Genomic DNA, 14,005 nt, shown 5'->3' on the forward strand with positions numbered 1-14,005 from the left:
GTATTCAGACTGCTTGTTGCATCTGAAGGAATTCTTACTTTGTGGTTGTTTCTTTCGCTTTCTTGCCTGTCAGCTGCAATTCCTTTGTCTCTATGTCTCCCGAACCGGCAACGCTTTGTGTGAAAGTTCCGAGAGTACCTTTGAGCTTCACATCTCCCGAGCCGGCAATGCTGACAGATGCTTCGCCACAATCATGGAAGTTCAAATCCATGTCTCCTGAGCCGGCAATGCTGAATCCGCTCCAAGCGACGTCCATAAGGCTTGCCTTTATGTCGCCGGAACCTGCTATGTCAAATTCCACGCTGCTTGCCCTTACTCCGGCAAGTTTCACATCTCCGCTACCGGCGATGGACACTTCAAACTTCTTAACCTCAATGGTGTCCTTGCAGATGAAGTCCACCGACCCTGCAATATTCACGTCCTTGAGGTATGGAGCGGTGATGTGGATAATGCGCGTTCCTGTTTTCAAGTAGTTGATGTGCCATATCCTTTTTCTATTAACTATTTGGTCTTTGGTTCCAATGCACAGCGCACCACCTTTCTTTTCCACACCAAGGGTCTTCCAGTCGCCTTCATTAGCTGCCACACGGACGGAGAAACTGTCACCGACAGTATAATAAACATGACCGTAATCAGCGATTTCCAACTCGTCAAAATCCTTGATGTCTAAGGTTTTTTCAACCATTTCACCGTTGATTTCCTTGTTGTCTATGACGCGGACGGAGCACGCTCCCAAGGCAAGCAGTGCCACAGCGGCCATTGTGAGTATATTTATTTTCATTGTTTTCATTACTTTTTGGGGGATTAAAGATTGAACATGCGGTTGTTGATAATCTGAGAGCGGCAGAAGAGACGATAGGAAAGCCAATAGAAGAAGCTGACAACTACTGCTCCAATGGCGAGAACCGCCCATTTCACGAAGGTTTCTCCTACATACCATTCAATGATGATGACAGTGTCAGTACTGTCCAGCCATGTTTTCCCGAGATACACCAAGCCACCTAACAACAAGGACAAGACAAAGGGAATCACTATGACAAGGAGGATACATGTGTAGATGAACTGATGCTTGCGGAACAGTGTGCCACCGAAAATGAACTTGCTGTGGATTGATATTGCCACATACACTCCCAGTGCGATGTTAAGCAAACTTTCCGCTGACTCTGCATGCAGTGTATTATATAATGTGTGCAACGCAGCCCAAGTAAGTGAGGAAGCCTTTCCATATCTCACCACTGTCACTGCCATTTGTGCGAAATCGCCTACAACGAAACTTGCAATCAGGAGCGCACCAAGGACAAGAGTGACATAAATCCAATTGGCAATGAACTTTTCAAGGTTTGTTGCAGGAATCATGGCGTAGCTGATGAAGCCTGTCTTTGTGGAGTTGTTGAAGCTGATTTGTGTGGCATATTTCAGCATTATCACAGCCATTACAACAAGAAACAGTCCTGCCATTGCCCTATAAGTGCCATGTCCTGCGAAATGTTTGCCTAACAATAAGTTGTTGGCACACACTGCCGCAAAAAGGATTCCTATCACTCCACCAAAGAAACCGCGTACCATTTTGCCTTTCCGGCTGATGATGTTCCAGCGTATAAGCTGTAAAAGTCTGCTTGTTTTCATAACCTTTTCTCCTATTCTTTATCGTCTTTGCTGCTGTATTTCTTGCCTGTAAGCGTGAGCTTATCGGTATTTATCTTGCCGACTCCCGCCACTTTCTGCTGCAGAGTGCCGAGAACGCCGCGGAGCTTGATGCTTCCCACACCGGCAACTTGTGCACGTGACTCAACGCAATCGTGGAAACCAATGTCCATTGTTCCGGCTCCTGCCATGCCCAGTTCGGTCCAAGCAGCATCCTGAATGTCGGCCGTTATGCTTGCCGCACCGGCTATTGACAGGTCTACATCATGGGCTTTCACACAAGCGAAATGTGCTTTTCCCGCACCGGCTATACTCACACAGAAGTCCTCGGTGACAATAGTGTCGTTGCAGATGATGTCGGCTGCGCCCGCAACGCTTATGTTCTTGAGGTAAGGGGCGGTGACATAGACCTTGCGCTCATTCCAAGTCCTATTGTTTAATCGCCAGATTCTGCTGTTTATGTCCGCATCAGGGACATTGCCAATCAGCAAGGTGCTGTCACTGTTTTCCACCTTTATTTTCTTCATGTCGCCCTCCGCAGTGCTGACACGGACAGAGAATGTGTCGCCCACGGTGTAGTAGACCTTGGCATAACCGCCTAATTCCAGGCTGTTGAAGTCCTTGATGTCGAAGGTTTTCTCTATGATTTTGCCGTTTTCTTCCTTATTGGTTGAAAAGCGGAGTGAGCACGCTGACAGTGCGGATGCCACCAAAACTGCCATGATGAATAACTTTATTTTCATTGCTTTCCGTTTGATTGATTTTTTTATACGGTAACTTTTGCTTTACATCCGAGTTTGCAAGTCGCTGTGAGGATAACTGCGTAGCGGTTGAAGATAGTAGCCGTGGGTCGCAACCCACGGGATTTGCAAGTATATCGCTGTTAACGACCGATTTATCGGTCGAATACTGACCAACGGTTTCTCTTTATTCGACCGATAAATCGGTCGTGTGTTTGTGCTTCTTTTGATTCCGTGGGTTGCGCCCCTCGGCTACTTTCTTGTCACCGCTAACGCGGTTCTTTTCACTGTTCACCGGTTTGTGACCGAGTGCTTACTTGCCTTGCGTCATGGCGTTGAAGAGAATCTCGAGGTTCAGAGGTGTCTCCGGACGGTCGCCGCGTGGTGCCATGACGAGGTTTCCCATTAGAGATGGCTCGCCATAAATGGCGTCGCCCATGTCCTGCGGCAGGCGAGTCTCGAAGACATATTCGTCACAAATCTCCTGCGTTGACTTGTCAAGAAGGATGCCTTCGTTGGACATGATGATGACATGGTCAAGCAACTGCTCCACATCATGCACCTGATGGGTGGAGATGATGATAATCCTGTCGTCCGACATCGAAGCGGAAACAGCCTTGCGGAACTGTGCTTTGGAAGGGATGTCGAGGCCGTTTGTCGGTTCGTCCATGAGGAGTATCTTTGTCCTTGTCGCCAAAGCAAAGCTCATGAACACTTTTTTCTTCTGACCCATGGACAGCTCGGAGAGCTTCAAGTCGGACTCCAGACCGAACTCTGCAAGGCATTTTTCGAGAAGCTCCTGTGAGAAACGTGGGTAGAACGGTGCGTTCATCTTCACATAGTCGGCAAGGCGGACGGAAGGGAGCTCGAACTCTTCGCTGACGAAAAACATTTCGCTGAGCATCTCGGGCTTACGGTCAGCACTGTCCATGTCGTCAACTGTGACCATGCCCTTTGTGGGACGAAGAAGTCCCGCGATAAGGTAAAGGAGGGTGGACTTGCCCACTCCGTTCTTGCCAAGCAGTCCGCAGATGCGGTTCTCCTGCAATTCAAGATACATGTTGCTGAGCACCTGGCGCTTAGAACCCTTGTATTTGAAATTCACATTCTGTACTTTTATTTCCATAGCTTTGTTATTTATATGTTTTCTTTCTTTGTTTTTATCTGTATCAGAATCTCTGCAAAATGCCATAAGACTCACTTTTCATAACCAGAGATGAACTGTCCTGACCTCCTGTTATGGTGTACTACTTTAATATTACACCGCAAAGGTATAGTAAACGTTTTATATCTGCAAGTTTTTCGTGACTTTTTTGTAAAAAAATATATCAAAAACTTGTTTTCAAGCTCTCACAAGCCGTATTTCACCTTATAATAATAAACCAAGTGGTTTTTCAGAAAACACTGCTACATCATGTTCCTTTTGCTTTGCCATACTACGTCACACAATCTGTAAAGGAAAAGAGCGTCAAAAATGAGATGCCACCTTTCATGGTATGACGGATGACATTTTATAAATTAAGAGGTGACCTTTTGCTGAACAAAAAGCCACCTCTTGATTCGCCTCTTTACACAAACTTTACAGCGAAACCATAAAGTCTTGTTTTTGAAGCACTAACACTGCGACGGTAATGCCGCTGATTATAATTTTCAGGTAATAATATAATTATCTTCTCTTTCATTAGAACTCGATGTCGCATCCCACACCGATGACGTCATTGGAGCGTGTGAACTCGTTCATGCCGTCCTGAGTCTTGTACTTGTCGTAGAAGGTCTTGAAGTATGCAGCCTGGAGTGAAACATTCTCATTGACCTTGTACTTGCAGCCGAAACCGAAGGAGGTGGAGTTTGTGACAAAGGATATATCGGACATGTAGGCGTCGGTAAGACCGTAGCGTGTCACCTGGAAACCTGCAGAGACAGTCACCTTTTCAGTTGTGTTCCATTCCACACCGCCAAGGTACTCGTTGGTGCCGCCTGAGAGCAGTTCCTGCTTGTTGCCGGCCTTCTTTGACTGCTTGTCGTAGAAATGGTGGTAGCCGGCATTGATGCGGACATTAGGCAGCACGCTCCACTGTGCGCCAAGGGCGAGCAAAGCAGGAGAGTCCTCACGGACAGAAGTGCCGTCGACAAACTGCTCTACAGCTGACATCATGCCTGCCTGTGCAAGGTTGGACTTGTTTTTCATGGACATGCGTGTGCGGAACTCGTACTTGCCGGCGAAATTGAATGTGCCGAGCTTCCAGTCGACACCGATGATTGGAGCTATGCCGAAGCCTGTCTGGTCGGATTCAAGGTCAACACCGTTCTTGTAGGCATCGACAGCGGCGAGCTGTTCTGTGACCGCAGGAGGAAGGGTTATGCCCAATTGTCCAAGCTGTCCAAGCTTCGATGTCAGACCATCAACATACTGATTCAGATGTTGGTTGCCATTTACAATAATGTCAGAGATTCTTGCCTGATATTTTGCAGTGCCATAAAGAGCACGAATACCACCGTAAACAGAGAAATTGTCTGTAACCTTATAGGCTGTACCGAGAGTAAAGCCGAAATAGTACTGCTTACCCTGCATGTAGCCTTCCATGTCATAACTGTTTACAGTAGGCAGAGCCATGCTGGCAGGCAGACTGGGCATTTGATTGAATTGGTTGATTAATCCGGCAACACCTGTTGCCATACCGCCAAGGGTGCTCTCGAAAGAGCCAAGACCCTTGTCAAACTCACATGTGCCACCGCCACCGGAGATAGCGAAGTTGAACTGGAAGGACCATTTTCCTGTGTTGTAGGCAGCCTGTATGGATGGGATGAAAGGCACCTGAGCATTGCCCTTGTAGCGCTTTGTCTTATTCTCGCCGGAGAGAGTGTGGTCGAGGAACGGGCTTGTCGTAAAGACAGTACGTGTCTGGAAAGCCGCCTGCCAGTTAAGGGAGAGGTGCATACCGTCATTGAGGAACGCCACGCCGGCCGGGTTTGAGTAGACTCCGTCAATGCCGATGGCTGCCTCACGAGCAGGGTTTCTGAGGAATGCAATGTTCTGATTCGTGTTGGTGAGCATGCCGCCGGCATACGCACCGCTGACGCTTGCCACTGAAAGGAGTGTAAGACAAGCCTTTTTGATAAATTTCATAAAATACTTATTGAATTATTCTTAAAACCTTAACAATACCAAATTAAATTCGTTGCAAAGTTACATATTTTGTTCCATATTTCCATAAAAGATGATACTTAGTTATATTTTATTAACACTACCTATCTTTACAGATAACTATTAAGCGAATAAGAATCATAATTATAACACACTGCAAGGCGGTACATTTCCGTTAACCACAAGACAATCTTCTGAATCCGCATGAATCTACATGAGCACCTATTGCAAAGAGAATCACATGGCGGGAACGCACAGAGACAAAGGGCATAAAGATTAAGATTTTTTTGCCCGACAACATACATTAGAAATAGGAGTATAAGAAAATAGTGCTAATCACGTTTATATCCGCAATTAGCACTATTATTGATTATGTCTTTAACGATAGTTGGCAAAAATGGAGCATGTGGCACATCTTGCCATTACAAAATGCTATCAATGTATGCTTTCAACAGCATCAAGCGAAAGGTTCATTATCTTCGCTATCTGTTCAGATGACATTCCGGACTGCTTCATCATACGGATAGCCTCTGCACGACCTTCTGCTCTACCCTCTGCTCTACCCTCTGCTCTACCCTCTGCTCTACCCTCTGCACGCCCTTCTGCACGCCCTTCTGCCCTTTCGGTATTGATGTTGTCTTTAAGTATTACTATATTGTCAAGATGGCGGTAATAGGCTTTGAGCTCGTCTTTCGACATGCGGTCAAGGATAAGATGCCGGCGAGCTTCTTCCAAGCCAGGGGCACTCGTGCTGTCAGATATCTCACCGGTGTTGAGATAGTAGAGCCACTCCTCCAAAGGAGTTGTGGCGAGTTTGTTGAAGTCGTTCACACGAAGGATATAGTATTCCGGGAACAAGTCCTTGACATCCTCCGCCTTGAACTTCTCCATCTGGAATGGGCTGAGCTTAAGGACATCGCCGTTGTGGATGCCGCGGAACTCCGTCGTGCCGTGGTAGACATAGTCCGTCCCTGCGCCAAGACCGAAATACACTATATTAATACTGTATACCTTCCTCACCTTCTCATAGCCTTCCCCACGCTTTATGTACTCCGTGACAAGTTTCGATGTTCCGAAAAGCATACGTTGGAAATAGGCAAACTCATTGTTGTTCTGCACCTCAACGAGAATCAGCTCCCCTTTGGAGTTCTCGGCAAGCATATCGACGCGGTTATACTTGTCGTACTCGTCCTCCTGGTTGCTCTCGCTTTCAAGCATGCGTACAATCGTTATCTTCTCATCAAGCAGCGTTGTGAGAAGGCCTTCAAGGACTGCAAAGTCCGCTTTGTTGCGCAGCATGCGCTTCATTGCCCAGTCAAATCGGATGTAGTTTGCCATAATAGGTGATGTTAAATTACTGTATGCAAAGATAATACAAAAATACTGTCAGTCAAGCAGTCGCTGCTGCAATTTAATCATTTTTATAAGTAATCGCCTAACAATGACCCTACAAACGCAAAAATGGAGAAGCCATCACAGCTTCTCCATTCATATAGATTGCGAATAGTACTATCTTATTCGCCTTTCTGGAAAAAATGTTTCGAAGATTACTTCACACGCTGACCGGCGATGTTGAAGTCACCAATCATAATCTGACCGTTCTTCACAACCTTCTTAGGAGCAACCTTTGCAGCCTCAGCATTCTCTACATTCTGGATGCCAGCGCCCTCAGTTGGAGTGAACTCGATTGAAGAAACGTGGATGTTACCTGTTCCACTGTACTTCTGGAATGTGTGGATACCGGCTTCCATGTCGAATTCGATGATATTGCCGTTCTCAACTGTAATGTCTTCATTACCGTATACTGTACCGTCAACATTTACATAAGTCTTCTTCTCATCAACCTTATCAGATGTGATGTTCTTGCAAGAGTTCTTAGAAACAACAACCTTCACATGTACAGTCTCGCCCTCAGCAACCTTGAATGTAAGGTTAGGTTTGTCCATCTGGAGGTAAACCTGCTGCTCGCCAATCTGGTATGCAGCATCTACTATGCAGCTGAACTTTGCGTCAGGAACAAGGTAGAAGCATGGATCGTTGTCCTTACCGTTAACCAACAACTGTGCATCCTGTGCCTCATAGATTGGGAGTCCTGTTGTTTCGTCATATTCACCGCTCTCAACAGCAGTACCTGTAATAGTCAGCACCTTCTTCTCATTGATTGGATCGATAACATAGATTGGCTTGGAAACAGGGTTAGACTTCCAAGTAGCATAATCACCATTCTTGATTTCTGTGTAAGCAGTGAATGTACCTGAAGTTGTTGCAGTGAATGTGTTGCCTGCTACAGCTTCTGCGCCACCGAATGTATAGTAGTTTGTAGCGTTCTTGTATTCTGTTGCGATAGTAGCTGTTGCACCATCAACTGTCAATGTAGGAGCATTGAACTTGAACTCAGCAGTAGCCTCGTTGGTTGCACCTTCGCATATTTCACCTTCAAAATATGCCTGGAACTTAACCGTCATGTCCTTGTAGCACTTGATCGGCTCAGTGTACTTTGTGCTTGCAGTTGTTGGCTCTGAACCGTCAGTTGTATAATAAACATCAGTTACACCAAGATATGATCCTGGGTCAGTTGGATCAAGCAAGAAATCAGCCGGTGTACATACAATCTCCTTATAGTAGAGCTTATTAGCCTCATCATACAGGAGGTCTCCAACTTCTACGGAAGGAGTTCCGGCAGGTTCGTTAGCCTCAACAATAATATAGCTAAAGAATGCGTCACCATTGTATGTGCCGATATAAAGAGGTGTCTCGCCCTCAAAGTCAGAAGGAACCTCAAACTTGTAGACATAGAGATTCATTGTTGTCCAGTCTCCTGTAGGACCTGCATTAAGAGGATTGGACATGTCTGCGCTCTTTGAGAACTTAGGAACACGGCAAGCTGTACCGGACTTGTTGTTACCCTGTCCAAACACATAAATCTTAGAACCTGCAGTAGGCTTGATAGCGATAACGTCCTGCTTATCCTTCAGACGAAGGGAGTTGATGTGTGTGCCATACTTGCCATACTTTGCCTGCAAAGCCTCTATCTCAGCAGGAGTGATGTTGTCGGCCTGATACTCAAGAGGAGTCATGGTGCCCTTGTTGTCATAGCTCATAGTAGCAAGGTTAATGCTTCCCTTGTTTGTAGCTATTGAACCACCATTCAAGTCAAGCACATAGTTGCTTGCAAAAAGGGAGCCTTTGACACGATCAACAGTGCCATTGCCTGTGTAGTTGTCAAACACAATCACCTGGCTGTGAAGCATAGGCTTGATGTCGTCAACGGTAGACTGTGCATTAACAGCCACTGTCATACCCAGAAGAGCGAACAATGTTGTAAAAATTTTCTTCATAAGAATAAAATTTTAAGAATTAGTAATTAAGTGAATCATTATAATGTTGTTGTAGTATGGTGTCCCTAACCATATTTAGGGACACCATACTGTTTGTTTTATTTACGGACAAGGTATGTCTGAACAGGGGTATCACCATAGTGAGCCAGTGTAATCATGTCACCATACTTGGTACCTGATACAACAACTCCCTCGAAGATGGTTTTCTTGGAGTGGTTACCCTTGTCATCCACATATTCCTTCTTAATCTTCAACGAGCCTGTTTCTTTGACATATTCACACTCGTATGGATTATCAGCCGTATTAGTCTCGTCAGCACCCATTGTGCCCTCAGTCTTGCCTTGGCTCATCTTGACTACGACAGCGTTGTCTGCAACGAACTCCAGGCTCTCTACAAAGCCTTGGATTTCCTCGCCATAGGCATTGAACTTGATTCCTTCGCCACGCAGCCAGATTGTGCCACCCAGAGATTCCGGATGAGCAACTTCTCCTGAATTTGCCCATGAAGGATTGTTTGTCCATGCGTCCTCATACTCATTGGCATCTTCACACGCGGTGAATCCTAAAGCAAGAGTCAGCATTGCAGCACCGGCAAGGATTGTTTTATCGAACAATTTCATATCTTTTGTTTTAATATTGCTTAATAACTTATTAGAATTACTGACGCCAGTAAGGGGCACCCGCATTGTTCTTGTAAATCTCGTTGTCCTTGTTCTTGAAGAACAGGTTTACGCCGTACTCTGTGGTTGCTGTTCCGTCCAATGCATCGGCACGGTGCATGTTAGGGTCGCTTGATGTCTTGGCAACATGAGGAGGACATGGCTGGTTCATCAAATCCGTAGAAGAGATTTTTGCGACATTCACCTCAAGCGTGCCATTAAGAACTGCCTTGTTCTCCTTGACAAGCTTACCGAAGTTGTTGCTTGTGGCTGTCCAAGGGTTGCCTGAGAATATCTGTCCATTGGTCAAGTTGTCGTTTGTCGACCAGTTGTTATTGAAATTCAAAGTCACCACGCCAGATGTGCCGTCAGCCAATGGCATTGTCTCACGGATGTCAGCTCCATAGAACTCAAGGACACGCAAGTCACCAGGCTTCTTGGTCAGAACGAAGAGGTTGTTCTCCACATTGAACACTGAGCCGTTTGGCAGGTTTCTCATCTTGAAGATAGAGCCATTGCCACGAGTGTTGAAGTTCACCAATGTGTTGTTAGAGAAGGTGATGTTCCAAACGATGTCAGCATCCCATGTATTGCTCTTCTCTTCCTTGAAGAAAGCCGGGAATGGAGAGTCATAGAATGTGTTGCCAATCACCTCCATCTTCTTATACAGGTTGGAAGAGTTGTTTGCACCCGAACCATCAATCCAGCAATAACCACCAGCACCGTTGCTGTAATAGCCACAGTCAAAGAACTGGTTGTCCTTAATCAGAACGTGGTTCCACTTCTTATAGTTAACACCCTGCTCACGGATGAATCCACGCACGAGACGCTTGAAAGTACAGTTCTCGATGATAAGATCCTCAAGTGTCACAGCCATACCGTTGGAGTACATGTTGAAGAAGTAGTTACCGCAAGCAGAACCCTTTCCTGCAACATTGTCACCATAGTTGTAAGCCAGTGGGTTATCGAAATCGATGTCATAGAATGCAAGTGTCTTCATATAGATTTCACCACCCTCGCCTGCCTCAGGCTGACGACCGAATGTGAATATTGAATATGAACCCTGCCACTGCTCGCCGTTAGGGTTGTTGTTGTAGTACTGGCTGCTCTTGCCTATACCGCAAATTACACGTGCACGCAATCCCTTAGCTACATCCTCAGGATTTGTACGGAGAACGAATCCCTTACATGTGATGTTGTTACCGTCAATATAGTATGTCTTGCCACCTTCAAGAAGGAATGTCTGTCCCTCTGCATAGTTGGTGTTTGAGATGAAGTCGTCAAGCACAGGAGAGATAGGAGCAGCATCATATTTAGCAGCCATTTCACCATAAACATCAACACGCTTGTATGTAGAAGTCGGATTAATCATCATATCAGGTGTATGATAAGTGCTGATCATCTCGTCATGTTTGAGAAGGATAGGCTCACCCGGCTTGCCGTCAGAACGTGCAGTGCAAGTGTTGTACTTGGCGTCTATTTCAACAGGCACAGTAGGGTCGATTACATCAATCACATAAACAGAGTTTGGAGACAATCCGTCAACAACCACATATCCCTTCTCACGGTCAGCGTCGGTAATCACATAATTGCGCCACTTATCATTGACCTGAGAATTAGGGTTGTTGGGAGATGGCTTCACAGTAAGGATCTTATACCCGAAGTTGCCTTCCTCATCGATGTTGAAGTTCTCACGATAGCTCTTTTCGTTTTCTGCATCAACAGCAGCATCACCTGTGGCAACATCCTTAAGATTGGTGTTCAGGTAGATAGTCAGAGTGGTCTCTGTTGTCTCTGCCTGGTTAGCATAGACTACGAAAGGAGTCGGATAGCGGTCTCGTGTGGAAATACCCATCCACTCCTGCCACTGGCGTCCGTTGCCATGACCATACCACTTTGAGGCATGGGAGAAATCTGTCACATTGTCATCCAAAGGAGACAGTGCACGAATAGCGAAACGATAATCTGTAGAGTACTGGAGGTCCTTGATTACCATGTCAAGCTGGTCCGGACCTACGATTTCGTTAAGCAACAGATCGTCAGTTCCCTGGATTGCATTCCAAGCGTCTGCACCACCGGAAACTTTAGGCTGCAAAGCCATCTGAATCTGATAGCCTGCACAATCCTTCACGCCATACCAATAAAGGTGGATGGTGTTTCCATGAGGGTAAGCTGCATCCAAGCCGCAGTTGTAAGGATAGTCGTCACCCTTTCCTCGTGTATAATCTGTAATGAACATGGTCATGAATTCGCGGTCAACGCTTGTGCCTGTGATGTCATCATCATCGCTACAAGATGTGAATGTCAACGCAGAGAGTCCCGCCAGTATCAAAGCCATGAAACTGAATATTTTTTTCATGTTCTGTTATCGTTTTTATTATTTATAACCGTAATAATTCTTATATACGCCTGAAGAGCGCTGTATGGCTTCCTGTGGATAAGGCAAAATGTATCTTACTACAGGCAAGTTCTCGATGGCTGCGACATTAGAAGGAAGGCTCTCCAGAATTCCGTTTCTTACGAGCCAGACATTGCCGTTAATGTCACCACGGATAAATCCATAGAATGAATAGAGACACTGGTCCTTTGGAATGCCATTGTTTGTATCACCCCACTGGTAGAAGTCAGCCTTCTCCCAAGCAGGAGCAGTGAAGCCACCGATTGTGATAAGAGACTTGGTCGGCTCACGTTGTGCACGTGCATAAGCATTGTAGATACGCAAGCTCTTCAGGCTCTGGTTCGGATATGTCTTGAGAACGGTTGTTCCTGAAATCTGATAGCCATAGAATTGTGCTGTAAATCCACGCAATGCGTTATTGTTAGCTTCCTCGATTTTGTAAGAATGGTAGTAGATACGCTCAGGAAGGTTGTCAATGTACTGCTTGCCATCATGTGTGTTGATAGCATCCTCATAACCACTGCCACCACCTGCATTCTGCATTCCGGCAGAATAGTAGCGCAGGAAACTGTAAACGAGCTCACGGCTGTAAGTGTTGGTGCGGACAAGGTCACGCCAGCGTGAGTTCTCACCTGCAAACTCCCATTTGCGCTCATCGAGCACGGCCTTCAAGAATGCGTCCTTGCTTGTCTTTGCCTCTGCGATGAATGTAGGGTCACCGTCAGCGAAAGCACGTTTGTGAACTGTTTCAAGACACTCAACAGCCTTATCTGTAGGACCACCATTCAACTCGTTGGCTGCCTCAGCATACATCAGCAACACATCAGCATAACGCATGTAAGGGAAGTTGATGCCGGTTGAGCCGGATGTCTTTGAGCCCAATGCATTGCCTTCTGCAGTCCAGAGCTTTGACCACTTGTTGTTGTGGACTGTATAGTCGTTGCGGACATAAACAGAGTCAACGAAAGCACCGTCACTGTTCTGGAAATAAGAATAATACCACAAACCGTTCACGAATTCACGACGCAAGTCCTTGTCACGGAACAGGAAACGATAGAACGCGTTAAGGCGTCCGTTGCCTTTAGCCTCACCCCAAGGGCCGACTGTGCTTCCTTCATAAGCGGAATAGGTAGGTCCCTGAATATAACCGGTGTTACCTGTTGATTCCTTTGCAAACGGCAGTTCGAAGATTACGTCATCACCATTAACTACCTGATAGTTACACTCGTTGACAAACACATCCTGATAAGGTTGCATGAGTTTGTGAGTGCCGGCGGAGATCACTTCGTAAGCATTTTCCATTGCAATCTTATAGAACTCCTCATAATTGTCAGGACGCTTCATCTCACCATAGCTGTTTGCATCGTTCTTGTTCGGATAAAGTGAATATCCTCCCGCAGTCAAAGCGATACGTGCGATAAGTGCATATGCGAACTCCTTAGAGCAGTGTTCTACTGTCACCGAACCACTTGATGCCATAGTCGGAGCAGCAACCTTCAAATCATTGATAAGTGCCTTCTGGATTTCCAGACGGTCAGCCACCGGTGGAACATACTCCGAGCCATGCTCTGAAGCAGGAGCAAAGAAGAAAGGAACATCTCCGAACATCACAACAAGGTCATGGTAAGCCATAGCGCGGAGACATTTTGCCTCACCCACCTGCTGCACTACGTCAGAATCGCCATTCTTGTAGAAAGTGCTCTGCTCTGCCGAAGCGATGAATTTGTTGGCATATTCTATAAGGTTATAGGCTGCCTTCCAGAATTTGTTGATGTCGCCTGCAGTATAGTCGCAGTCAAAACGTGCAAACGAGCCTGCCTCATGAGCACTGTTGGAGCTTATCTGCATATCAACATCACTATTGTAAGCGAATTTCAATTGATAAGCATCACCATAAAGGTCGCCTACGATTGCTTGGGCGTACACTCCATTAAGGGCACGGGTAATCTCCGACTTCTGGGAGAAGACAAATTCTTCTGTCGCAGATGAAGGCGCATCGACATCCAGGAAGTCATTGCAAGATGACAATGCCAGAACAGAGATACCTGCCAGTAAAATATTCTTTAGTTTCATATCTGTGC

The 14,005-nt window shown here is 46.0% G+C and carries 10 protein-coding genes; all 10 read right to left on the reverse strand.

The annotated features are described in order from the left end of the window. Positions 1 to 34: 34 nt before the first annotated feature. The 10 genes from HPS57_RS09005 to HPS57_RS09050 all read right to left on the reverse strand — a co-directional run bounded on the left by HPS57_RS09005 (position 35) and on the right by HPS57_RS09050 (position 13,997). Positions 35 to 781: a GIN domain-containing protein gene (locus tag HPS57_RS09005; RefSeq protein WP_172182305.1), complete on the reverse strand. Its 747-nt coding sequence runs from the start codon at positions 779 to 781 to the stop codon at positions 35 to 37. Between the two features lie 23 nt (positions 782 to 804). Further along, positions 805 to 1,626, reverse strand: a complete 822-nt coding sequence (locus HPS57_RS09010; RefSeq protein ID WP_172182307.1) for a hypothetical protein — start codon at positions 1,624 to 1,626, stop codon at positions 805 to 807. 11 nt (positions 1,627 to 1,637) lie between these two features. Further along, a complete protein-coding gene (locus HPS57_RS09015) occupies positions 1,638 to 2,387 on the reverse strand; it encodes a GIN domain-containing protein (RefSeq protein WP_172182309.1) in 750 nt (249 codons plus the stop codon). 310 nt (positions 2,388 to 2,697) lie between these two features. Continuing rightward, a complete protein-coding gene (locus HPS57_RS09020; RefSeq protein WP_172182311.1) occupies positions 2,698 to 3,510 on the reverse strand; it encodes an ABC transporter ATP-binding protein in 813 nt (270 codons plus the stop codon). 555 nt (positions 3,511 to 4,065) lie between these two features. Then, a complete protein-coding gene (locus HPS57_RS09025; RefSeq protein WP_216653395.1) occupies positions 4,066 to 5,511 on the reverse strand; it encodes an OmpP1/FadL family transporter in 1,446 nt (481 codons plus the stop codon). Positions 5,512 to 5,964: 453 nt separating this feature from the next. Then, positions 5,965 to 6,867 (reverse strand): Rpn family recombination-promoting nuclease/putative transposase, encoded by a 903-nt coding sequence (locus tag HPS57_RS09030; protein WP_172182313.1) that lies wholly within the window; start codon positions 6,865 to 6,867, stop codon positions 5,965 to 5,967. A 209-nt stretch (positions 6,868 to 7,076) separates the two neighbouring features. Next, positions 7,077 to 8,867, reverse strand: a complete 1,791-nt coding sequence (locus tag HPS57_RS09035) for a chitobiase/beta-hexosaminidase C-terminal domain-containing protein (RefSeq protein WP_172182315.1) — start codon at positions 8,865 to 8,867, stop codon at positions 7,077 to 7,079. A gap of 98 nt (positions 8,868 to 8,965) precedes the next feature. After that, entirely contained in the window at positions 8,966 to 9,487 is a 522-nt protein-coding gene (locus tag HPS57_RS09040) for a hypothetical protein (protein WP_172182317.1), read from the reverse strand. A gap of 37 nt (positions 9,488 to 9,524) precedes the next feature. Next, positions 9,525 to 11,885, reverse strand: coding sequence for a hypothetical protein (locus HPS57_RS09045; RefSeq protein ID WP_172182319.1), 2,361 nt, complete (start codon positions 11,883 to 11,885; stop codon positions 9,525 to 9,527). A gap of 18 nt (positions 11,886 to 11,903) precedes the next feature. After that, positions 11,904 to 13,997: a RagB/SusD family nutrient uptake outer membrane protein gene (locus HPS57_RS09050; RefSeq protein WP_172182321.1), complete on the reverse strand. Its 2,094-nt coding sequence runs from the start codon at positions 13,995 to 13,997 to the stop codon at positions 11,904 to 11,906. Positions 13,998 to 14,005 lie beyond the last annotated feature (8 nt).

This window comes from Palleniella intestinalis, from assembly GCF_013166595.1.
Classification (GTDB): domain Bacteria; phylum Bacteroidota; class Bacteroidia; order Bacteroidales; family Bacteroidaceae; genus Prevotella; species Prevotella intestinalis.